17 protein-coding genes are annotated in these 23,010 nt (G+C 47.6%); 10 read left to right on the plus strand and 7 right to left on the minus strand.

Annotation, left to right across the window (positions count from 1 at the left end; genetic code table 11):
* Positions 1–83 precede the first annotated feature (83 nt).
* The gene (locus ACT6NU_RS07235; RefSeq protein WP_445383794.1) at positions 84–3,365 is read left to right on the plus strand and encodes a TonB-dependent receptor; all 3,282 of its coding nucleotides are present in this window, start codon (positions 84–86) and stop codon (positions 3,363–3,365) included.
* 111 nt (positions 3,366–3,476) lie between these two features.
* Positions 3,477–3,914 (plus strand): hypothetical protein, encoded by a 438-nt coding sequence (locus ACT6NU_RS07240; protein WP_445383795.1) that lies wholly within the window; start codon positions 3,477–3,479, stop codon positions 3,912–3,914.
* Here the strand turns inward: ACT6NU_RS07240 and ACT6NU_RS07245 are convergent.
* A complete protein-coding gene (locus tag ACT6NU_RS07245) occupies positions 3,873–4,943 on the minus strand; it encodes an endonuclease/exonuclease/phosphatase family protein (RefSeq protein ID WP_445383796.1) in 1,071 nt (356 codons plus the stop codon). The two genes, ACT6NU_RS07240 and ACT6NU_RS07245, sit on opposite strands and share 42 nt — an antisense overlap.
* Positions 4,944–5,036: 93 nt before the next feature.
* On the opposite strand from ACT6NU_RS07245, the gene ACT6NU_RS07250 reads away from it, so the two are divergent.
* The 4 genes from ACT6NU_RS07250 to ACT6NU_RS07265 all read left to right on the plus strand — a co-directional run bounded on the left by ACT6NU_RS07250 (position 5,037) and on the right by ACT6NU_RS07265 (position 10,496).
* Complete coding sequence (locus ACT6NU_RS07250) at positions 5,037–7,787, plus strand: TonB-dependent receptor (protein ID WP_445383797.1); 2,751 nt, start codon at positions 5,037–5,039, stop codon at positions 7,785–7,787.
* 26 nt (positions 7,788–7,813) lie between these two features.
* Positions 7,814–9,151: a DUF5689 domain-containing protein gene (locus ACT6NU_RS07255; protein WP_445383798.1), complete on the plus strand. Its 1,338-nt coding sequence runs from the start codon at positions 7,814–7,816 to the stop codon at positions 9,149–9,151.
* An 85-nt stretch (positions 9,152–9,236) separates the two neighbouring features.
* On the plus strand, positions 9,237–9,713 hold the full coding sequence (locus ACT6NU_RS07260; protein WP_445383799.1) for an ankyrin repeat domain-containing protein: 477 nt from the start codon (positions 9,237–9,239) through the stop codon (positions 9,711–9,713).
* A gap of 9 nt (positions 9,714–9,722) precedes the next feature.
* Positions 9,723–10,496 carry an amidohydrolase gene (locus tag ACT6NU_RS07265; protein ID WP_445383800.1) on the plus strand — a complete coding sequence of 258 codons (774 nt, stop codon included), beginning with the start codon at positions 9,723–9,725 and terminating at the stop codon, positions 10,494–10,496.
* On the opposite strand, the gene ACT6NU_RS07270 is transcribed toward ACT6NU_RS07265, so the two are convergent.
* Positions 10,480–12,123, minus strand: a complete 1,644-nt coding sequence (locus tag ACT6NU_RS07270; RefSeq protein WP_445383801.1) for an Ig-like domain-containing protein — start codon at positions 12,121–12,123, stop codon at positions 10,480–10,482. The two genes, ACT6NU_RS07265 and ACT6NU_RS07270, sit on opposite strands and share 17 nt — an antisense overlap.
* Positions 12,124–12,153: 30 nt before the next feature.
* On the minus strand, positions 12,154–12,864 hold the full coding sequence (locus ACT6NU_RS07275; RefSeq protein ID WP_445383802.1) for a ComF family protein: 711 nt from the start codon (positions 12,862–12,864) through the stop codon (positions 12,154–12,156).
* Positions 12,865–12,902: 38 nt separating this feature from the next.
* Here ACT6NU_RS07275 and ACT6NU_RS07280 point away from each other — a divergent pair, with 38 nt between their 5' ends.
* A complete protein-coding gene (locus tag ACT6NU_RS07280; protein ID WP_445383803.1) occupies positions 12,903–13,799 on the plus strand; it encodes a hypothetical protein in 897 nt (298 codons plus the stop codon).
* A 36-nt stretch (positions 13,800–13,835) separates the two neighbouring features.
* Positions 13,836–15,386 (plus strand): glycine--tRNA ligase, encoded by a 1,551-nt coding sequence (locus ACT6NU_RS07285; RefSeq protein WP_445383804.1) that lies wholly within the window; start codon positions 13,836–13,838, stop codon positions 15,384–15,386.
* On the opposite strand, the gene ACT6NU_RS07290 is transcribed toward ACT6NU_RS07285, so the two are convergent.
* Complete coding sequence (locus tag ACT6NU_RS07290; protein ID WP_445383805.1) at positions 15,383–17,461, minus strand: TonB-dependent receptor family protein; 2,079 nt, start codon at positions 17,459–17,461, stop codon at positions 15,383–15,385. The genes ACT6NU_RS07285 and ACT6NU_RS07290 overlap by 4 nt on opposite strands.
* Before the next feature lie 139 nt (positions 17,462–17,600).
* On the opposite strand from ACT6NU_RS07290, the gene ACT6NU_RS07295 reads away from it, so the two are divergent.
* Together ACT6NU_RS07295 and ACT6NU_RS07300 are read left to right on the plus strand one after the other, a co-directional pair.
* Complete coding sequence (locus ACT6NU_RS07295; protein ID WP_445383806.1) at positions 17,601–18,362, plus strand: exodeoxyribonuclease III; 762 nt, start codon at positions 17,601–17,603, stop codon at positions 18,360–18,362.
* A 47-nt stretch (positions 18,363–18,409) separates the two neighbouring features.
* Positions 18,410–19,450 carry an aldo/keto reductase gene (locus ACT6NU_RS07300; protein WP_445383807.1) on the plus strand — a complete coding sequence of 347 codons (1,041 nt, stop codon included), beginning with the start codon at positions 18,410–18,412 and terminating at the stop codon, positions 19,448–19,450.
* Here the strand turns inward: ACT6NU_RS07300 and radA are convergent.
* From radA to ACT6NU_RS07315, 3 genes are all read right to left on the minus strand, one after another.
* Positions 19,447–20,808: a DNA repair protein RadA gene (gene radA, locus ACT6NU_RS07305; protein WP_445383808.1), complete on the minus strand. Its 1,362-nt coding sequence runs from the start codon at positions 20,806–20,808 to the stop codon at positions 19,447–19,449. The two genes, ACT6NU_RS07300 and radA, sit on opposite strands and share 4 nt — an antisense overlap.
* A gap of 68 nt (positions 20,809–20,876) precedes the next feature.
* Positions 20,877–22,022, minus strand: coding sequence for an alpha/beta hydrolase (locus tag ACT6NU_RS07310; protein WP_445383809.1), 1,146 nt, complete (start codon positions 22,020–22,022; stop codon positions 20,877–20,879).
* 22 nt (positions 22,023–22,044) lie between these two features.
* The gene (locus ACT6NU_RS07315; protein WP_445383810.1) at positions 22,045–23,010 is read right to left on the minus strand and encodes a lysylphosphatidylglycerol synthase transmembrane domain-containing protein; all 966 of its coding nucleotides are present in this window, start codon (positions 23,008–23,010) and stop codon (positions 22,045–22,047) included.

Genomic DNA, 23,010 nt, shown 5'->3' on the forward strand with positions numbered 1-23,010 from the left:
GAATTAACATTCTCTTAATGTAATTGTGAGGGGTATGCTTCACTTTTGCAGCACTGTTTAAAACCTAAATAACACAAATTAAAATGAAAAAATTAATCTTAACACTGCTGGTAGCATTGAGTGGTACACTGGCCTTTGCACAGGGGGTTACTACCTCTGCGATCAACGGGCAGGTTATTGACGAAACCGGAGAACCCCTGGGAGGGGCTACCGTTTTGGCTACACACGTTCCAACGGGTACTACCTACGGAGCAGCAACTGATTTTGACGGTTACTTCCGTATCTCAGGAATGCGCTCCGGAGGACCCTACAAAATTGTATTTTCTTACCTCGGATTCAATGAAGACGTCCGCGAAGGCGTCTACCTGACACTGGGGCGATCTACACAATTCCCGGTTACATTAACCGAATCGGCTACTGCCCTACAGGAAGTGGTTGTAACAGCTTCTTCAGCAGGGATATTCGGATCTAACAAGACGGGTACGGAAACTACTGTTACCCAAAGAGACATACAGACCCTGCCTACTACCTCCCGATCCATTGCGGACTTTGCGCGGATCACCCCACAGGCACAGGTCACCGAAGGAAATGATGGATTTTCTATCTCCTTAGCCGGTCAGAATAACCGGTATAACGCTATCTATATAGATGGTGCGGTAAACAACGACGTTTTTGGTTTGGCCGGTTCCGGTACCAACGGAGGGCAGACCGGGGTGAACCCGTTTTCAGTGGATGCGATTGAGACTTTTCAGATCAACATTGCACCTTTTGATGTTCGCCAGTCTGGTTTCTCTGGAGGTTCCATCAACGCCATCACCCGCTCTGGTTCAAATGAATGGGAAGGATCTGCCTACAGCTTTGTACGGAATGAGACCCTGGCAGGGAAGACACCTACTGCTCTTACCAATGAAGGGGATGAAAGAGAGCGGCTTGCAGATTTCAGTGCCCTGACCTATGGAGCACGTATTGGCGGGCCCATCATAAAAGATAAACTGTTCTTCTTCCTGAACTACGAACGCCAGGAAGACGAGACGCCTCAGCCCTTTAATTTTAGCAACTACGCAGGTCGCTCCTCACGGGCGGATATCGACAACCTGGCGAACTTCCTCCAGAGTACTTATGGGTACAACCCGGGCATTTTTGACAACAATACCCGAACCCTGGAAAGTAACAAGCTTACGGCCAAGATAGACTGGAACATCAACCAGGACCATAAATTATCCCTGCGTTACGGATATGTTGGGGCAGACAACCTGGAAGCCCGGAATTCTGGATTCAGAAATATTGGCTTTATCAATGGTTCCGAGTCTTTTGAAACCGTTACCAACTCTCTGGCGCTGGAACTGAACTCCCGTTTCGGGAACAAGTTCGCGAATAACTTCATCCTGGGATACACTACCGTACGCGACGACCGTGACCCGGCAGGAGAGCCTTTTCCAACCGTGGAAATTCAGGATGGTGGCGGAACCATAGAGTTTGGTTCTGAGCCCTTTTCTACTGCGAACCTGTTGGATCAGGATGTACTGACCATCACCAATAACTTTGAGATTTTTGCAGGGGCACACAATATTGTTTTGGGTACCAACCTGGAATTCGCCAAGGTTAAAAACCTCTTTTTTGCCTTCAATTATGGATATTATGAATTTAATGACCAATTTGAAGACGACGTAAATGGAAATCCACAATTGGTTTCATCTGGTTTAAATCAATTCCTTACCGGGGAGGATGCTGACTTATATCAGCACGGGTATTCTCTGGTAGGTGATGGTACGGTAGGGGATGAGTCTGCCGGAGCTTCTGAATTTGACACCTTCCAGGCCGGATTCTATATACAGGACGACTGGCAGGTAACCGATGATTTCAAATTATCTATCGGTGCCCGTATCGACATTCCTTACTGGAGCGACGGACCTGTAAATGATGACTTCAACGAACGCACCATTCCAATCCTGGAATCCTTCGGAAAAGACCTGCAGGGCGCCCGTGTGGGACAGGGAATTGACCCTACCCCCATGTTTGCCCCGCGTGTTGGCTTTAACTGGGATGTAAATGGAAACAGTACTACCCAGGTTCGCGGAGGTATAGGGGTATTTACTTCCCGCCTTCCTCTGGTATGGCCAGGAGGCACCTACAACAACAACGGGGTAACGGGAGGCTTTATGTTTGAATTCGGACAGCCTTTTGAGCCCAATGTTAACAACCAGTTTGAGGATCCGGCCCCCGGTTCTGGTGGAACGGGTGGAAATGTGGATTTGATCGCCAAAGATTTTAAACTCCCACAGGTAGCCAAGTTCAACATCGCTGTAGACCAGAAACTGCCTATCTGGAACCTGGTTGCCACTGCTGATTTCCTGTATACCAATGTTATCACGGATGTTTATTATCAAAACCTGAACCTGCGCGGGCCTGATGGCTTCTACCAGGGAGCAGACAACCGTCCATTTTATGACAGAAGGAACGAAATAGACGATACTTACAATGGAATTTACCTGGCTTCCAATACAGGCGGCGGGTATGCGCATAACACCACTTTTACCCTGCGTAAGCCTTTTGAGAATGGTTTTGCCGGATCGGTAAGCTGGACTTTTGGAGAGTCCTACAAGATATTTGACGGAACCTCTTCACAAAACAGTTCACAGTGGCGTAATATCCAAACGGTTAACGGGAAAAACTCCAACCTGCCTGTAACCCGTTCAGACTTTGCCCTGGGGAACCGTATTACGGCCAATCTTTCATACGAAATCCCATGGAATGATAACATCAAGACAACCGTGGGGCTGTTCTATGAAGGCTCACAGAGCCAGCCCTATAGCTTTATCTATCGCGAAGGTCGAGACCTGTTGAACGATGACTCCAGGGACAATGCCCTGATCTACATTCCTGCATCTCAGGATGAAATAGTGTTATCCAATATCACTGACGGGGATGGAAACATTGTAGTTTCAGCTCAGGAACAATGGAATGACCTAGATACCTTTATCAACAGCGTTGAATACCTGCGTGAGAACCGTGGAAAATATGCAGAGCGTAACGGGTCACGTGGTGTCTGGAGCCATATTGTGGACCTGAAGGTGCTGCAGGACTTTAAACTGGAATTTGGCGGGAAGAACCACACCTTCCAGCTGTCTGCTGATATCTTCAACTTTACCAACCTGTTAAATAAAGACTGGGGTAGAAGAAAATTTGTTCGCAGTGAGGTTTCTCCTTTAACTACCGTTTCAACAAGTGGGCCAACCCCAGAATTCCAGGTGAATTATGGAACGGTTAACGATGATGGTACACCGAACATCACGGAATTCGATGACAACGGCCTTGCTTCTTCAAGGTGGCAGGCTCAGATCGGACTGCGTTATATTTTTAACTAAGTTCGTTTTTTAAACTTTATAAACCCCGGTCAAAAGCCGGGGTTTTTTTATACCAAAAAGTGATATCTTTAAAGCTCAAAAAACCCCCTATAACCTAAAAACCTTATCCAAATGGAAATCCTGCAAACGGTTCATTCATACCTCGCATACGTAGCCTTACTGGTTTTATTTCTGGCAGTGGCCAATGCCCTTACGGGCCTTTTACAAAACCGCATGTTCACCATGGAAAAAGACCTGAGGATAAGCCTTTTTACCCTTATAATCTGCCATATCCAGTTGCTTCTGGGCCTGCTGCTGTGGTTTATTTCCCCAAGCGGCCTATCGGCCCTGACGGAATTGGGAATGGGAGGCCTCAACAGTGCGGCCCGCCTGCTGGCCGTGGAGCACCCTTTTATCAATATCATAGCTATTGCACTGATCACCGTTGGCTGGTCGCGCCATAAGCGCTTTATGGAGGGCAAAAAGAAGTTTAAGAGTATCGCCATTTTCTATGGCCTGGGCCTTGTTTTAATCCTGAGCCGTATCCCCTGGGGGCAGTGGTTTAATTAAAAAAGCGTATACCGGGAAGTGGTCGCTAAAGCCACCCTGGTAGGTACCCCCTGCGTAGGTTCGATAGGGGTACCCCCTATATCGCCCTGACCGGGTCCTGAGATAAGCCGGTGAGAAGATACCTGCTTTCCAGAATCGGTAACCGGTGTTCGAAGTATTTTTCCATTCCGAACTGAAAAGGATCTGGTCAAACAGGCTCCAGCGATCCTGATAGGCCAGAGAGCCCACTCCTTTGGTATAAAGCCTGCTCATGGCATTAAACAGCATTCTTTCCGGCATCTCTTTTTTATGATAGCGGGAACCCAGAGCGTATTGCATGCTGGGGTCAGAGGGATCGTCATTATAGTCTCCCATGGAGATAATTTTGGCCCGGGAATCCAAACTAAAAAGTGAATCGACCAGTTTTCGCTGCAATTGGGCTGCCCGCAGTCTGAAGGGATTTGTTTTTAATTGCCCTCCGCTGCGCGAGGGCCAGTGATTCACCAGGAGATGAATCGGTTCCCTGCCCAGGTAGCCGGAGACTACCAACTGGTCTCGTGTATATTTCCGGTACTGGTTTTCGTCTTCCAGCAATAACCTGAAGCTTTGGCTGGCTACCGGAATAAAAGAGGTTTTTTTATACAAGAGAGCCACATCAATTCCCCGGGCGTCAGGAGAATCGTAATGTACAATACCATAATCAAGAGGCATGAGCGAGGGGCTATTTACGAGGTCCTCAAGGACCTTTCGGTTTTCTATTTCGCACAATCCGATAAGATCCGGGCTTCTATTGGCGGTTCGGAGTCCAATCTGTTTCAGGACGCCTGTAATTTTCTCAATTTTTAGCCTATAACGCTCGGCAGTCCAGCGGTCTTTTCCTTCAGGGGTTCGATCATCGTCCCGTATCAGGGAATCGTTTTTTAGGTCAAAAAGATTCTCGACATTATAAAAGGCCACGGTTCGTATGGTATAGCTTTTCGAAGGAAAAAGTACCTCAGAGCTGCCAAAAACCAGATGGAATAAAAGGAATAAAAGGATGGGGATTATCATAGGTGTACAGATTAATAGTTTCCGAAGATATTTTCTTCAGTTGCATTGAGGATGCAGTTTCTGGGACTAGTATTGGCGCACAGAAACAGCAGCATGAACCGTACTACAGGATTTACGTATTTGATATTGGCCGTATCACTGATCTTTCTGACGCCTTTGTTTGCCCAAAATTCAGAGGTGAGAGGGAAATTACTTTCCTCAGATCATCTGCAGCCAATTTCGGTTGCCGCCATTGCCATTCCGGAGTTTCAGCTAAGAGTAAAAGCCGGGCTAAATGGCAGTTTTCAATTCAATGTCCCCTGTTCTGATAGTTTGATTATCAAAATAGAGGCTCGGGATTTTAAAACGATTGCAATGATGATCCACCCGGAGCAATCCGATCTGGACCTGGGGGTCATTCACTTACATCCACTTCGAGAAATCTGGACTGATGAGAGGGAAGGTATTGAGATTCCGGAAGAGCAGCTGAATGAGGAATTAGCCGAAACAGCTGGCGTTAACCTGCTACAAGCCCAGCGGGACCTTTTTCTGAATCGGGCAGCCTTCGATTTCAGTTCAGGCTTTTTCAGAATCAGGGGGCTGGACCGAAAAGAGAATACTATTTTGTTTAATGGATTACCCCTGAACAATATTCTGGACGGTCGCCCTTCATGGTACCTTTTGGGGGGCTTAAACGATATCAGCCGAAATCAGGAAAATGATTTTGGACTGAAACATTCCCCGGGATATTTTGGCGGATTACTGGGGGTAACCTATATCAGGAGCCGGCCCTCCGAATTGCGTCCGGGTAGCCGGATAACCACTTCTTTGAGCAACCGGAATTATCAATACCGATTCATGTTTACACATAATTCGGGAATAGGTGAAAAAATAGGCTGGAGTATATCCCTGTCCAGGAGATGGGGGGAGTCAGGCTTTTTCGAAGGGACTCCTTATGAATCCTATGCTGCCTACGCTGCTTTTGAGTGGAAACCGGGGCCGGCCCATTCAATCTTTATAAATGGCCTGATTTCGTCTGCCCGAAGAAGCTCGAATAGCGCCCTTACAGAGGAAGTAACCCGGCTGAAAGGAACCCGTTATAACCCTAATTGGGGATTTCAAGAGGGTCAGAGAAGGCCTGCCAGGGTACGTTTTAACGAGGAACCTTTGCTGCAGATGGGGTATCGGTTTTTACAAGAGAAATGGTCGCTGGAATTTTCTGCAGCCCGGCAATCCGGAACGCAAACCAGAAGTCGCCTGGCCTATTTCAATGCTCCAAATCCAGACCCTGTGTATTATCGCAACCTGCCAAGCTTCTATTACAATTCCCCCCTGGGCGCTAACTATTACAATACTGCCTTAGCCCAAAGACTTATCGATAACCGATCGCAAATACAGTGGGATAACTTATATAAAGCCAATCTGAAAAATTCTGATAATCAGGGAGCTGCCTACCTCGTGTCCGATGATGTACAGGAGCTTACAGCTTATAGTTTGCTTGCAAATGCTACAATAGCCTGGAGTCCTGGTTTTACGTCTTCATTCGGGGCCTTGTATCGACAGGCTGGTTTTGATTTCCATTCTGAAATTAAGGACCTGCTGGGAGCTACGTTTCATATAGACCTTGATCCTTTCAGCAATACGCTAAATGACCTGGAAGGACCAACAAAAAAACTGCAGGGCCAGCGATTTGGATATTCCTATCAGCTCCAATCCAGAGAGTCCAAGGTATTTCTGCAGCAGCAGGTCAGAACAAAAAAGTGGGAGCTCAATTATGGAATTAGTTTTATCAGTACATATCTAAGCCGGGTTGGACAATTTAAGAATGAACGCTATCCGGAATCTTCAGCAGGAACGTCTCCTGAAAACGCATTCTCGGGGACAGAATCAAAAGCAGGTCTGGGATACGCGCTCTCGGGAAGGCAATGGGTTTTCGTCAACGCAACCCTCTTTAACAGGCCACCTCCTTTAAGGGAAGTATTCCTTAACCCCAGAGAGAACAATACGGTATTTCCCAATCTTGATAATGAGGAAATCCGGGCTGCATCGTTTACATACCAACTGAGATTTCCAAAACTGATGGGGCGTATTTCCCTTTTTCATACCGAAATAGAAAATACCCGTTCCCTTCGTTTTTATTTTGCAGAAACAGGATTGGGTTCACGTTTTATTCAGGAGGCAGTCAGTTGCATCGGGCAACTGCATCAGGGTGTGGAATTCGGACTTGCCTATGATTTTACACCCTCCGTTCAACTAACAGCTTCCGGTTCCCATGGGAAATATGTGTATTCCGGGAATCCTCAGATGGAGCTATTCTATTATCCGGGATCCGACCGGCCCGAATTGTTACCTGAATCGGGAAAGGTATCCTTGGGAACTATCGCTGTAAAAGGAAAAAATCTGGCCAACGGCCCTGCAAATGTTACCTCTGTCGGACTTCGTTACAGAGATCCCAAATACTGGTGGGCAGACATTCGGATCAATTCTTTTGGAAGGCAATACGCCAGCCCGGCCCTGCTCCGGTTTACAGAAAGTTTTTTGCAAACACCTGAGCCTGAAGACGCGGTATGGATAGATCCTGAAAATTTGAATGCTTTCCGGCAACTTGATCGTATCCCGGGGTATTTCTTAATGAACCTGAGCCTGGGCAAGTCCTGGAAGCGAAATAAACACTACCTGAGCGTATTTGTAGCGATTAACAATTTACTCGATCAGGCCCATCAAACAGGAGGCTTTTCACAAGGTCGCAAAGCTACCTATGCTGGTTTGCTTAAAGACATCCAGAGCGGGCATCCTTCCTTTGGCCCCAGATACTGGCAGGGTTTTGGAAGAACTTATTTTATGAACATATCATGGAGTTTCTAATGGCATCATCCCAGAAGTGTAAGTCTATGATCCTGTCAACATTAAGTGTATTGTTCCTTGCCTGTAACCCCTTTCCGGATAATTCGCTTCCCGAGAGGGATTGTAATTCATTTGAAGGTCCTTTGATGCCGGTTGAAAAACTCCGGGAACTTACCTCTGAGGGACTGATTGAAATAAGAGAAGACTGGGTGCTGGAGGGTTATGTGGTTTCTTCGGATCTAACGGGCAACATATTTGGCAGCCTCTACATACAAGACCATCCCAGCTCTCCGGAGTTTGGAGTTGAAATAAAATCGGACCTTCTCGACTTACATACTATTTACCCCTTAGGGTCAAAAGTAATAGTTTCTTTAAAAGGCCTATACCTTGGAAAAAGAGGAAAGGGTTTGGTTTTGGGTGCCGTCCGCAATTCCTTCGGCAACCTTATACCTGACAGGCTGCCTGCTTTGGCGACCCTGGAACACCTTCGTTTGAGTTGCGATTCGAGAATCGATCCGACGCCTGTAATCAGAACGCTTTCGGATTTGGATTCTACCTGCCTGCACACCCTTATCCGGCTTGAAGAGATGGAGATTTTGGAAGCTTTCAAAGATGGAGAGTATGGGGATTTTGAAGATGGAATTACCATGCAGAACTGCCAGGAGGAAAGGATTGTTTTACAGAACAGTTCCTTTGCTGACTTTGCAGGATTACCCCTGCCCTCCGGAAACGGTAGTGTGACAGGGATTTTGACCCAATCAGGGAATGAGTTCCAAATGCTGATCAGGGATTTAAAGGATCTTGACCTTTCGGGTCCGGACTGTGATGCCTTGTATCCCCTGTTGGATTCTGACAGTCTTTTTATTTCAGAGTTGGCGGATCCTGATAATGAACTACAGGCACGTTTTCTGGAATTGTACAATGCCTCTGATAAGACCCTCGACCTCAGGGGCTGGACGTTGAGGAGGTTTACCAATGCCAATTTGGAAACCGGGGCGGAAGTGACCCTGGAAGGTCTGACTATAGGCGGGAAATCAACCCTGGTATTTTCTGCTTTTCCGGAAACATTCAAATCTATCTATGGTTTCGAGCCTGATGTCATAGCGCAGGCCAACGGACCTGCCGACTCCAACGGAGATGATAATCTGCAGTTGGTCAATCCCTTTGGCGAAGTTAAGGATACCTTTGGGAGAATCGGAGAAGATGGATCAAATACAGACCACGAGTTTGAGGATGGTCGGGCGGTCCGCAGGGATTCCGTTAAAACTTCCAGTCCTGTTTATGTTCCAGATGAATGGGAAATCTATAACGATACCGGGGCTGCCGGAACCACTAATCTTCCACAAATGGCTCCTGCAGATTACAGTCCCGGGAATCATTTATAGCAATTTAATTCCTGTTTGTATACTGCTTACAGGAATCAGAAACGAAATGCTGCTGGCAATCCACATTTGATTAAATTTGCTTCCTATGGACAGCACACAATTCTTCGAACATATCCGCAACGGTAATCTGGCAGGTGTAAAGGCCAGCCTGGCCGAACAGCCCGGTTTAATAAGCGCGAAAGACGACAGGGGCTCTACCCCGCTATTGCTGGCGGCCTATTACAACCACAAAGAACTGGTGGCTTTTCTCCTGGAAAAGGAGGCTGCTGTAGATGAAAAAGACGGGGCCGGGAATACCGCCCTGATGGGGGTTTGTTTTAAGGGCTATACGGACCTGGCACAATTGCTGATCGAGGCCGGGGCCGATGTAAATGCGCGCAACGGCATGGGAGGTACCTGCCTGACCTTTGCGGTTACTTTTAAAAGGGAAGAAATAGCCCGTTTGCTGATCGAAAACGGGGCCGACATCCATGCAGCGGACGCCCAGGGGAAAACCGCCCTGGACCAGGCTATAATGCAGGGGCTTACGGATCTGGCAAAATTTATGGAATCCAAAAGCTGAAATCCCAACATGGCAAAGCTGGACATAGCACTGGTACAAACCGAATTAAGCTGGGAGCAGCCAGAGCTTAACCTGAAGCGGTTTGAAAAAATAGTATCGACCCTTTCAGCACCCTTAGACTTGTTGGTCTTACCTGAAATGTTTACCAGCGGCTTTACCATGGAACCGGGAAATATCCCCGATTCGGCCGGGCCGCAAACCCTGGAATGGATGCAGAAGCAGGCATCTGCCCTCAACGCTGCCGTAGTGGGCAGCCTTGTATACAAGGAACCGGCAGGATACTTTAATCGCCTGATCTTCATGCAGCCGGATGGGAACTACCATAGCTATGACAAGCGGCATACCTTTACCCTGGCCGGGGAAGACAAGGTATATCAAAAGGGGAAAGCCAAAACGATAATATCCTTCAGAGGCTGGAAGATCTGTCCGCTTATATGCTATGATCTCCGGTTTCCGGTGTGGTCCCGCAATGCGGAGGGTTATGATTTACTTCTATATGTTGCTAACTGGCCCGCGCCCAGGATTGCTGCCTGGGACACCCTTTTAAAAGCTCGTGCCATTGAAAACATGGCCTATGTTGCAGGGGTGAACCGAATTGGTACTGATGGCAACGGATTGGAATATACCGGGCATTCGGCTGCCTATGATTGCCTGGGCCAGCCGCTCGCGTATTCTGAAAAAGATGAGGTTTTGCAGGTTTCCCTTTCAAAAAATTCTCTTGAAGAAACACGAAATAAACTTCGGTTTTTAGAAGACCGCGACTCCTTTAGTTTGAAATTGTAAAGGTGCGGATATCTTCCCAGTTGGCACGCATTTCAATAGGTGCCGGAAAATAGACTACCCGTTCGGGCTGAATTTTTTCAAGAAAATTACCGGTATCCCAGACCCCGTTTCCATTGCTGTCAAAAACAACCCGTATCCGGTAGTTGCCAGGGTCCAGGGAAGGAAATTCGATTTCCCTGGGGGCCTCCAGCATTCTGCTCTGAATGAGGTCTCCCCGATCGTTAATCAATTCCACCAGCAAAGGAAAATTGAGCTCTCCGGCAAGGCTGAGACGTAGCTCCCCGTAATCTGCAGGACTACCTGTGGTTAGTTTGTGGGTAAGGCTATCATTGGATGTTCCGAAAAAGTCAGTAAGCGCGCCGGGAAGCAACTCCACTTCATAAGCTTCGTTCGGGGCTTTTTCAAAATTAAAATAGACCCGGTTAAGGGCGGTATCCAGCCGAACCGAATGGACCAGGGGAACGGTATCCTTATAGCGCATCTGTATCCTGGAGGTATCTATGGCCTCAATGGGAAGGGATACCGCTATATACACAGAGTCCTGGATTTTCAGAGCTCTTCTGGGTGTCCACTCTAGGCTGAGTGAATCTGCAGCCAGGTTCAGCGGTTTAACGGTGAACGTATCTATTTGAGTTTCAATTTCCGGATGCCGTAAAGTAAAGATTATGGAATCGGGTTTCCAGGGGGTAAACCAGAAATTGATGCTGTCTTTTTCGGGTTCCTTTGCATAGCGGTATCGTACCGAATCGGGGATAGGAGTGAGCGATTCGATAAGCGGTTGGTCTTTGCCCTGATAGCCGAAAACAATTTTATTCGATGCAGCATAGGCAGGAGGGATTACATTGTACTCCGGGATTTCCCTGAACATGCGTAAAAGATAGATACTTTCTGTAGGGAGAGTGATGGTATCGGCAATAAAACCTATTTTATCCGAAACCGGGTCATAGATATTGTTCTTGCCTTCATCCTTGAGGGCGATTAGCCGGTATTTCCCTGCTTTGAGGTTTTCAAGCTTGAAGATAACTGCACTGTCCAGGGTATTGGTCAGGTAATATGGCGGTTGCTGAAAGGGTACCGAATCGGTATAGGCGCTGTCTATCTCGTACAGCATCACGCTTATAAAATTATCCGGGGTTCGGTTAAAACCATCGGCTACCGCTCCCTGAAGGGAGAGGGAGTCAATATACTCCCCGGTGGAGAAAACATAGGTCAGGAAATTATAGGGATTCCCTTCATTATTGTCTACTACACTCTGTCCAAAATTCAGGGTATAGGTGGTGTTCTCAAGCAGGGTATCCTTAAAGGTGATTTCAACAAATTTGCTGGCACTGCCCTGCGGCCGGATTTCCGGCTGGTATTTTAGCGGAGGTGAAACAATCAGCTGGTTTTGTACATCCTGCAGTTTTACATACTCATCAAAATACAGGCGGATGCTCTCAGATTTAAACTGGGTACTCCTGTTCTCAGGAACGGCCCGGATCAGTTGCGGTGGGGTTTCATCTTTAGGCCCGCCTCCCGGGGTTCCCGGCCTTCCGCACTGGAATAGCGCCAGCAGCAGGAACAGTATAAAAGACAGGACAGAAATGCGTCTGATAAATACCATGGATGCATTAAAATTTCTACGCAAAGAAACGATTAATTTTAAAGAAACAGGAAACTACGGCACCACCGCCATAACCGCAATATAAATTTCCAATCGGGCAACAGACGACAGGGCCAGGCAGCAGGCTTCCAGAGTTGCTCCGGTTGTAATGACATCATCTACAAGCAGTATTTTTTTACCCTCCAGGCGTTCCGGATGCGCAAGGTGGAACACCCCCTGGGTATTTTTCCAGCGCAACCAGCGGTTCCGGGTGGTCTGCGTACGGGCATTTTTTATCTTTTTGAGCAGTTTACCTGTGTATTCGGCCTGCAGAGAAGAGGCAATGGCCCGTCCGAACAACTCGCATTGATTATAACCCCGTTTTCGCATTTTGGCGGCATGCAGGGGTACCGGCATTACCAGGTCAATATTGGAAATACCGGGATCTTTTTTAAGTATTTCTCCATGCCATTCGCCCATAAAGCCCCCCAACTGCTGCATACCCTGGTATTTCAACCGGTGAATCAGTCGTTTGATCAGTCCTGATTCCCTGTAGTAAAACAGGGCCGAGGCTTTGCAAACAGGGGCCCTTCCGTAGAAAATACGGTCTACTGCGTTCTCCTGCTCAAAATTAAACTCGGTGAGTGGTAATTCATCTCGACAAAATGCACACAAAACCTGCTCTCCCCGATATAAGTGGGCATTACATCCAAAACACAATTCAGGAAACAGGATGTTCTTTAGTGCAATTAGTATCTTTGGTAGATTGGAATCAGACGATTTCATCAAATCTTACGTTTACCTACATAGTATTTGCTATTTGAATGAACCTTCAAGAAAACAAATTCAACTATAAGATTATTTTTGCTGCTCTAATAGCTGTAATAATAGGCATCCTCATTGCATTTTATTACAGTTATGCCCAGGCGCAGACAGAAATCAGCTATCTGGAGGAGGAAAGGAGTTTGTTGGTGAAGGACCTTACCCTTATGAAAACAGAGGTAGACCGGCTCTCCGCCCTGAATGAGGTAAACGAAATAGAACTGGAAGACAGCAGGTTCAGGGTTCAGGAGTTACTGGATTCAGTGGGCCGTCTGAACTTCAATATTGCCAAATTACGCGAGTCCAGAAAGGAATTGCGTATCCTGGAATCCCGATTCGACAGCATTAAACTTAAAAATGACTTCCTTACTTATTCCAACCGCTTGTTGGTTAATAAATATGAGGAAACCCGTGAGCTGCTGGAAGAAGTCAGGGGGAAAAGCAGTTCCCTGGCGGAAGCCGAGGCCCTGCTAAGGAGGAAAAACCAGGAACTGAGCCGTGAGTTAAAGCGAAAAAGTTATCTCAAACTGCAAAACCCGGAGGGAAGCGGGTTCCGCGTGCGGAGTGGCAAGCCCATTAAAACCAACAAAGCATCTACCATTGAGAAATTAAGAGGTTGTATTACTATTTTGGGGAATCCGAATGAGATATCAGAGGAAAAGATACTGTATTTTCAATTTCTCGGCCCAAACATGGGAGTTATAGAAGACAATGCCAATACCATTTCGGTTAACGGGAACATCTACAGCAAGCGGGTAGAGGTTATATACGCCGGACTCGAGATGAATGTCTGCGATTTTATTACTATCCCCGAAGGTTCCCTGGAACCCGGAATTTATACCCTCAATGTATTTGAGGATGAAAAATTACTCTCCTCTACCGAATTTCAGTTGAAATAGTAGTATTCATTTTCGCTTATATTCTATTTTTGCCGAATGGCAAATCAAGAAGACGACTTCAAAAAGGTGATATCCCATGCCAAGGAGTATGGGTACGTGGTACAGTCCAGTGAAATATACGATGGGTTAAGCGCTGTTTACGACTACCAGCAGAATGGAGCAGAACTCAAGAAGAATATTCGGGAATACTGGTGGAAAGCGATGGTGCAGCTCAATGAAAACATTGTTGGGATTGATGCGGCTATCTTTATGCATCCCACAACCTGGAAAGCCTCCGGGCACGTAGACGCCTTTAATGACCCCCTTATAGACAACAAGGACTCCAAAAAGCGATACAGGGCCGATGTATTGATTGAAGACCATGTTGCCAAAATTGAAGCCAAAATTGAAAAGGAAGTTGCCAAGGCAGCCAAGCGTTTCGGGGAGGCTTTTGATAAGGCTCAATTTCTGAACACCAACCCAAGGGTTGTAAGATACCAGGAACAGGCCACAGCCATACTCAAACGGATGGGAAAATCCCTGGAAAAGGAAGACCTGGCCGATGTAAAAGCATTGATTGAGGAACTCGAGATCAGCTGCCCTGTTTCCGGGTCACGCAACTGGACAGAGGTAAAACAATTTAACCTGATGTTCGGTACGCGACTTGGGGCAACGGCAGATTCATCCATGGAGCTCTATCTACGTCCGGAAACGGCTCAGGGGATTTTTGTAAACTTTTTGAATGTCCAGAAATCCGGCCGGATGAAAATTCCCTTTGGAATTGCACAAACGGGCAAGGCATTCCGGAACGAAATCGTGGCACGGCAGTTTATCTTCCGTATGCGCGAATTTGAACAGATGGAAATGCAGTTCTTCGTGCGTCCCGGCGAGCAGCAACAGTGGTATGAACACTGGAAAGAGGCTCGGATGAAATGGCATTTATCTCTGGGGCTGGGGGCCGATAAATACCGCTTTCACGATCACGAAAAACTGGCTCATTATGCTGATGCGGCCGCTGATATTGAGTTTAAATTCCCATTTGGCTTTAAAGAACTGGAGGGTATTCATTCCCGTACCGATTTTGACCTTTCCAGCCATGAGAAATACTCTGGCCGCAAACTGCAGTATTTTGACCCGGAACTGGAAGAACACTATGTACCCTACGTAGTGGAAACCTCCATAGGGCTGGACAGGATGTTTTTGGCGGTTTTTTCCAATGCCCTGCAGGAGGAAGTGCTGGAAGACAACAGCAGCAGAACCGTACTGAGGCTTCCTGCGGTACTGGCTCCGGTTAAGGCAGCTGTACTCCCCCTGATCAAACGGGACGGCTTACCGGAAATGGCCCACAAAATAGTTGAGGAGCTCCGATGGGAATTCAATGTTCTCTACGATGAAAAGGATGCGGTAGGCCGCAGATACCGAAGACAGGATGCCGCAGGCACTCCTTTTTGTATTACTGTGGATCATCAGTCACTGGAAGACCAGACCGTAACCATTCGCTACCGGGATAGTATGGAGCAAAAGAGGGTGGCCGTAAGTGAATTAAGCCGGCTTATCCATGAGGAAGTGGATATGAAGCACTGGCTCAAAAAGATGGAAACCCTTTAAAGGCTGTAGACCAGGTTTAACCCCAGGTAATAATTGCGATTATTGCCCGGGTAGTAATACCTGGGTTCTGAACCTCCGAAACTGTTTGCATTGATCAGCACTGAACTGGCATATCGGGCATCCAGCAGGTTGTTAAGGCCCAATTCCACTCCCAACAGCAGGTTTTCCCATAAACGGCTCCTGTATCCCAATTGCGTATTGACCAGCTGGTAGGGTTCGCTGTAGAGGGTGTTTTCATCCCGAAGCGAAATAGCATCCACATACTGGTAGCTTATATTTCCATACCAGCCTGCATTTAGCTGTAAGTTCAACCCTGCAAAAACGCGATGCCTGGGAACTCCCGTAAGCGGATTGCCTGAATAATCCCCATCGGCATCTGTAAATTCCCGGAAATAATGGTCGTTCAGTGTATAAGAGATAAAAGGGGATATCAGGAATTTCTCCAGAGGCCTGAGGGAATATTGCAGGGCGGCCTCAGCTCCCCGGTGACGGGTACTGCCCGCATTACGACCTATAAACTGGTCCTGACCAACCCGTTCTGCGACCAGCAGGTCTGTAATATCCATTTGATACAGGCTTAAGGAGGCCTGAAAACCCGTGCCGGGAAGATACCAACGTCCTCCAACCTCATAATTCCAGCCTTTTTCCTGGCTGATATCCGGGTTGATTAAACCGTCCGGATTCAGGGATTCTTCCAGGCTGGGATTGCTGAATCCGCGACTTATATTCAGGTAATACCAGGAGCCTGAAGCAGCAGTATAACGGATGTCCAGGCTGGGTAGCAGGATGGGCTCAAAGTTGCGACGGGCGCTGGTGTCCGTCCCGTCTTCGGTGAACAGGTCCCGGAAATCGTATTTGGTTTTATTCAAGGATAACCCTCCCTGTACGGATAAGCTGGAAGTAGGGTTCCATTGCAGACTACTGAAGAGATATAACTGCCTTCTGAATTCCCTGTTTCGGCTTATTCGGTCGCCCAGCAGGCTGCCCTCATCCGGATTGGACTCATACAGGTTTTCATACGTACTCCAATTGTATTGATCCCTGTAAAATTCCCCCCCAAACCGGAGGTTAAATTGCTGTTCCCAAAGTTTGAAATCGCCACTAACCGCAGACCTGAAACCGTAGCCGAAGGTATACTCATCCAGTATATTAAAGGGCCTGGGTTCATAGTGGTCCAGGTAACTCATAAAAATACTGGCAGTCTGGTGCCAGTTGTCCCCCAGGCGAATTCGGTCGGAAAGCCCCAGCAAGGTATATTTATTGGCTTCAAATCCCCGGGCGGCATTCCAGGTAAAAGCTGCCTGGGTAGGATCTTCCCTGAAATCGGTTTCACTAAGCGAGCTGGGGATCTGGGCAGTATAATCTATATAGTTCAGCAGCAAATTGAGTTGGTGGTTCTCACCGGCCCGCACGCCCAGGTTTAACAACAGGCCATCCCTGTCAAAATTGTTGTTCTGGCGATAACCTTGGGTAGTCATCCGATTATACCTGAGCTCAGTATTGAAAATACTATCCTTATAAGTAAGGCTTAAGTTGTTCTTAAACAAGCCATAAGATCCGGCACTCATGCGATTTTGTAACAGGGCCCCGGCTTGGGAACGGGGGTCTGAGCGCAAAAGCAAAGCTCCCCCAAGAGCGGCTCCGTAAGCCCCGGATTTAGGACCCTTGACCACTTCTATGGTGCTGAGGTTCTGCAAATCGAAGGCTTCAAGGGTAGAAAAACCCGTCCCATTGGTTACCGGGATATCGTTGTAATACATTCGCAACTTGTCTGTGCCAAAGGGGGTGCGTGCCCCAACCCCCCTGATGGTAATCCGGTTTGTATTTAAGGCTCCGGATAAAAAATACAGCCCGGGAACCTGATTGAGGGTGCTGGCAAAATCCGTTGGATTCTGGGAATTGATGCCCCGTTCGCTTAAGACTTCCACGGGCGCAAGGCCAACGGGTGATACTTTTTCCAAATTCCCGCCAACAACCACCTCTTTCAGATATGTAATGGAATCCTGCTGTTTTTGCTGCCCTGCAGCAGGGCAGATTGCGCAAATAATAAGGATTAAAAATAGAGATCGTTTCACTAGCTCGGCTTTATCAGGAGCAAAGGTACGGCGATCAGCTAAGATCCCCTGCCGGGATTCGGGCAAAAACCCCGGACTTCTGCAAATAGGTTTCAGCAGCTCCTCCTCATTGTGTATTTTTGCCCAAAATTGAAGAATTTTGAAAATAGCATCCTATAACGTAAACGGGATTCGGGCCGCAGTAAACAAAGGATTCCTGGAATGGCTGGTGCAGACAGACCCGGATGTAATCTGCCTTCAGGAAATTAAGGCACTGGAAGAACAACTGGAACTGGAACTTTTTGAAAAGGCGGGCTATCCCTATCACTATTGGTTTAGCGCCGAAAAAAAAGGGTATAGCGGGGTAGCGATACTTTCCAGGCAAAAGCCCGATCATGTCGAGTTCGGTACAGGGATTGAATACATGGATACCGAAGGGCGCAACCTAAGGGCTGACTTTAATGGGGTTTCGGTAATGAGCCTCTACCTGCCCTCCGGCACCAATATTGAACGTCTGGACCACAAATTACAGTACATGGCCGATTTTCAGGACTATGTAAACGATCTTAAAAAGGATTATCCGGATTTGGTAATCTGCGGGGACTACAATATCTGCCATCGCGCAATTGATATACACGATCCGGTCCGCAATAAAAATGTTTCAGGATTTTTGCCGGTGGAACGGGAATGGATTGGAAATTTTATAGAAAGCGGATTTATTGACAGTTTCAGGTATTTCAATCAGGACCCCCATAATTATACCTGGTGGAGTTACCGCGCCGGGGCCCGGGGGAAGAATAAAGGTTGGAGGTTGGATTACGGCATGGTAAGCGAGACCCTGGAAAAGCAATTGAAGCGATCCGTAATCCTCAGTGAGGCGGTGCACAGCGACCACTGCCCCATCTTATTGGAATTGAATTAAATAAATGGACCCTAACCGGGCTTACAGAGTCCGAACACCTGTTTTATATGGAGTATAACTACTTGCCGCATACCGATATCGAAGTCAGTAAAATTTGCCTGGGGACCATGACCTGGGGGCGCCAGAATACGGAAGAGGAGGGGCATGAACAGATGGATTACGCACTGAGCCAGGGGGTAAACTTTTTTGATACGGCAGAGCTCTATCCCATTCCTGCACAGGCAGAACGTTATGCGCTAACTGAAACCATTATCGGAAACTGGTTTAAAAAAACCGGGAAGCGAAATGAGATTGTACTGGCCACCAAAATAGCAGGCAAGGCCCCGTTTACAAAGTTTATCAGGGAAACCGGTTTCAGCAGAAATTCCATTGTGGAAGCAGTAAACGGCAGTCTGCAGCGGCTTCAAACAGATTATATTGACCTCTACCAGTTGCACTGGCCGGAACGATCCACCAATTATTTTGGCCAGCGAGGCTACCAGCCAGACCCCAGGGACCATTGGGAAGACAACATCCATCAGGTACTTGAAACCCTGAGGGACCTTATAAAAGAAGGTAAAATCAGGCAGGTGGGCCTTTCCAATGAAACCCCCTGGGGAACCATGCGGTTTCTGGAAGAAGGGAAGGTGCACCCAAGCCTTCCGCGGATGATAACCATACAGAATCCCTACAGCCTGCTTAACCGGCTTTTTGAAGTAGGCCTCTCTGAAATCTCCATGCGCTCCAAAATAGGTTTGCTGGCCTATTCTCCCCTTGGATTTGGGACTTTAAGCGGGAAATACCTGGAGGGAAAACCACCCGAAAAGGCCCGGATTACACTCTTTCCGAACTACAACAGATACAGTGGCGACAATGCAGTAGCCGCCACCCGGGCGTACAAACAAATTGCAGATAAGTACAATTTATCGCTTACCCAAATGGCCCTGGCCTTTGTCACCAGCAGGCCCTTTCTGACCAGTAACATAATCGGGGCAACCTCTATGGAGCAACTTAAGGAAAACCTGGGGAGTATAGATGTAGTACTGACCCCTGAAATTCTTGAGGATATTGAGGCGGTGCACAACCACATCCCCAATCCTGCGCCCTAACCGAAAAGGGCGCTCACCAGATCTTCTACCTTGGCAATTTTTTGAATGCCGATGCCTGTCTTTTTAGGCAGCCCTTTCACATTTGTAGAGATATAAATCTGGCTGAATCCCAGTTTTTCAGCTTCGGTAATGCGTTGTGATATCCTGGGTACTGGTCGTATTTCCCCGGCCAGGCCAACTTCGGCGGCAAAACAAATATCTCTGGGGATAGGAATATCGGCATTGCTGGAAAGGATGGCAGCCAGCACCCCGAGGTCTATGGCGGGGTCATCTACCTGAATCCCTCCCGTAATATTCAGGAAGACATCCTTGGCAGCCAGTTTGAACCCTGCCCGCTTTTCCAAAACGGCCAGGAGCATATTTAATCGCTTTGCCGGGAAACCGGTTGCGGAACGCTGAGGGGTCCCGTAAACCGCTGTGCTGACAAGGGCCTGAATCTCTATCAGCAATGGCCTGACCCCTTCCACCGTAGCAGCAATTGCCGTGCCGCTCAGGTCTTCGGAATTTTGAGAGATCAGAATTTGCGACGGATTTGCAACAGGGATCAGGCCATTGGCCTTCATTTCGTAAATACCCAGTTCGGCAATGGATCCGAAGCGGTTTTTAAGGGCACGGACAATTCGGAAAACATGATTCCGGTCCCCTTCAAATTGCAATACGGTATCTACCATATGTTCCAGAATTTTGGGCCCCGCAATACTTCCGTCTTTGGTAATATGGCCGATCAAAATTACAGGGGTGTGGCTTTCCTTTGCGAATTTGATCAGTTCCGCCGTGCATTCCCGGATCTGGGAAACACTCCCGGCCCCGGCTTCCAGGAATTCGGAGTGCAGGGTCTGTATGGAATCCACAATAACCAGGTCTGGGTTCAGCTCGTTTATCTGCCTGAAAATCCTGCTCGTATTTGTTTCTGTGAGAATGTAGCAGGAATCGCTCTCCGGGGCGATGCGTTCTGCCCGCATCTTAATCTGCCGCTGGCTCTCTTCCCCGGATACATACAGGGTTTTGACATTCAGTCGTAGCGCAATCTGTAGTAACAGGGTGCTTTTGCCTATACCGGGTTCCCCGCCTATAAGGGTCATGGAACCGGGAACCAGCCCCCCTCCCAAAACCTGGTCCAGCTCAGTATCCCTTACAGAGAGCCGCATTTCCTTATCGGCATCGATCTCGCTTAGGCGCAAGGGTTTAGGGGTTTTCTGATGGGATCCTTCAGAGGATTTCCAGGCAGGAGCAGCAGCTTTTTCCAGCAGCTCTTCGGTGAGGGTATTCCATTGTTTGCAGGAGCTGCACTGTCCAACCCACTTGGCGTGCTGCGCCCCGCAATTCTGGCAAAAAAAAGCTGTTTTGGTCTTGGCCATTAGCCGGTCAGGTTTGGGCTAAAGATAGACCGGAGCGCTTAAATAAACAAGGCTATGCAGGTCGGTTTTTAATATCCGAAATCTGCCTTGAGGGCATCCATTTTCTCCAGGGCCATTTCCTTGGTAAGGAAATCAATTTCATCCATTCCAAAGGCCTTTTCAAAGGTGCGCAGCGCTTTTTTGGGTTCCCCCAGTTGTTCGTAATACTCACCCTCAAAATAAAAGCCCATCATCGTATCCGGAAAGGCATCCTTACACAATTCCGACAAAAGTTTTAAAGATTCCAAATCCTCTTTTTTCCGGCAACCTGCATAAATGGCCATAATATCATTGAGTGCTACAGACTTTTTGAAACCGAATAGCTCTTCGATGGTATTGTATTTCTCCTCTATATAGTTAAAAACAGGCTCCTGAGAGGTCAGGATGTTTTGGCGGTATTCTTTTGGGCTAATGGGCTTGAAGATATCAAAAGTGCGGTCCCAGGCTTTTCCTATTCCGTAGGTCGCAACCGATACCTCGTTGGCATTATCATACTGCTCAAAGTAGTAGGTCAGGCCTTCTTTGCTTAGGCTCTGAATATTTTTATGCAGCGCAAGGATGCCATCCTTGTCCTTACCCGGTTCCCCTTCCACGATGAGGTGATAGAAGATCTTCTGGTCGATATCAGAAAGCCGGGCGGGTACCCTCATTTCCATTTCAGGTGCGAGCTTGGGTGAAATACTGATATAGGCATTAAACAGGGATTGCTCCTTGAAGAGGTAGAAATTCCCGAAGTTGGCCGTAATATCATAACCCACAAACATTTTAAAAGGAGCCACATTAAAGGCACTTACCATGTAGGGGATTATTTCCAGGCCAATAAACTCATAGAATAGTTTGCCTTTGTCCGTTGGCAACCCGGTATCTTCCTCAAAGGCGCAATCTTCCCATCGGAGTTGGTTTTTTCCCTGTTCGATCCCAACCACCAGGGTTTCAGGCATTCCCTGATACCTGCTGTAAAACCTGGAGGTGGCCACTACCTGGTCGAACAGGTATTCGGCGTCCAGCACTATTACCAGTGGGTATTTCTTTTCAGGGTCGTAGTCTTCGGGGATATAGTACTTCACATCCCTTCGTTCCTGAAGTTTGAAAGATTCGAATATTTCTTGTTTTACCTGTGAAAAAGCGGGCAGGCTAAGGATTAACCCCAGGGTAATCAGCACTATACGTTTCATAAATTCGGATTAGAATGGAATACTATTTATTCCTGTTCCATAACGGTAGCAAGAGGAAAGATATTGCACCAAAAAACACCACCATTAGGGTTTGGGCGATCCACATAATCCAGCCAAAGGCATCCCCGGAAACCTCGCTTATTCCGAAAAGGGTCAGGGATTTGCTCACCGCTAAAGGGTAAAGGCCCAATCCACCAGGAGTGGCCGTCATGGCAAAAGCTCCGGCAACAAAAGCAACCAGTAATTCCCCCGCACTGAGCCCCAGGGTCTCCGGAACGGTGTATTTAATAACCCAGAACATGGCAAAATAAGCACCCCAAATAAAAATAGTATGACCGATAAAGGCCCATTTCCGTTTCATTTTAAAGATGCTCAGCACCCCTTCCAGCAACCCCCTAATAATCCCCCTTAGCTTAAGAGCCAGTTTTGAATCCGAAAGCTTCAGAAAGGCTCTGAAGATAAAAAGCCCTAGAATACCGCCCAGGAGCAGGAGCGCACTTGCCGTAAAACCAATTCCCTTTTCTGAGAGGAATTCCAGGATTATCTCTGTTTGGGAGAAAAGGGCGATTACAATCACAAGAAAGAGCATGATCAAATCAATCACCCTTTCAGTCACAATAGTCCCAAAGCCCTTTTGGAAGGGAACCCCCTCGTAAGTAGCCAGGGCAGTTGCCCGTAATACTTCCCCAGATCTGGGGATACCTAGATTGGCAAAGTACGCCATCAGGATTATAAGGATGTTGTTGCGGAGCCTGGGGGCGTAACCCAATGGTTCCAGCAGGTAATTCCAACGGATGGCTCTGGATATATGGCTCATGATCCCGATCAGGACTGAGATCCCCACCCAGAAAAGGTTGGCTTCCCGTATATATTTGATAATTTCCCTGCGGTCTGCCGCAGAGGTCATGCTATAGGAGTACCATATCAGAAAAAGACCCAGCAGGATCGGGAGGATGATTTTAAGGGCTTTTTTTACAGAGGGGTTCAA

The organism is Robiginitalea rubriflava (assembly GCF_052540725.1).

What these genes read in the sequence shown, in the direction of transcription:
- ACT6NU_RS07250 (WP_445383797.1), top strand. Translation starts at nt 5,037, where the DNA reads ATGAACCGTACTACAGGATTTACGTATTTGATATTGGCCGTATCACTG.
- ACT6NU_RS07310 (WP_445383809.1), bottom strand. Translation starts at nt 22,022, where the DNA reads ATGAAACGTATAGTGCTGATTACCCTGGGGTTAATCCTTAGCCTGCCC.
- ACT6NU_RS07240 (WP_445383795.1), top strand. Translation starts at nt 3,477, where the DNA reads ATGGAAATCCTGCAAACGGTTCATTCATACCTCGCATACGTAGCCTTA.
- ACT6NU_RS07285 (WP_445383804.1), top strand. Translation starts at nt 13,836, where the DNA reads ATGGCAAATCAAGAAGACGACTTCAAAAAGGTGATATCCCATGCCAAG.
- ACT6NU_RS07255 (WP_445383798.1), top strand. Translation starts at nt 7,814, where the DNA reads ATGATCCTGTCAACATTAAGTGTATTGTTCCTTGCCTGTAACCCCTTT.
- ACT6NU_RS07280 (WP_445383803.1), top strand. Translation starts at nt 12,903, where the DNA reads ATGAACCTTCAAGAAAACAAATTCAACTATAAGATTATTTTTGCTGCT.
- radA (WP_445383808.1), bottom strand. Translation starts at nt 20,808, where the DNA reads ATGGCCAAGACCAAAACAGCTTTTTTTTGCCAGAATTGCGGGGCGCAG.
- ACT6NU_RS07245 (WP_445383796.1), bottom strand. Translation starts at nt 4,943, where the DNA reads ATGATAATCCCCATCCTTTTATTCCTTTTATTCCATCTGGTTTTTGGC.
- ACT6NU_RS07300 (WP_445383807.1), top strand. Translation starts at nt 18,410, where the DNA reads ATGGAGTATAACTACTTGCCGCATACCGATATCGAAGTCAGTAAAATT.
- ACT6NU_RS07275 (WP_445383802.1), bottom strand. Translation starts at nt 12,864, where the DNA reads ATGAAATCGTCTGATTCCAATCTACCAAAGATACTAATTGCACTAAAG.
- ACT6NU_RS07235 (WP_445383794.1), top strand. Translation starts at nt 84, where the DNA reads ATGAAAAAATTAATCTTAACACTGCTGGTAGCATTGAGTGGTACACTG.
- ACT6NU_RS07260 (WP_445383799.1), top strand. Translation starts at nt 9,237, where the DNA reads ATGGACAGCACACAATTCTTCGAACATATCCGCAACGGTAATCTGGCA.
- ACT6NU_RS07265 (WP_445383800.1), top strand. Translation starts at nt 9,723, where the DNA reads ATGGCAAAGCTGGACATAGCACTGGTACAAACCGAATTAAGCTGGGAG.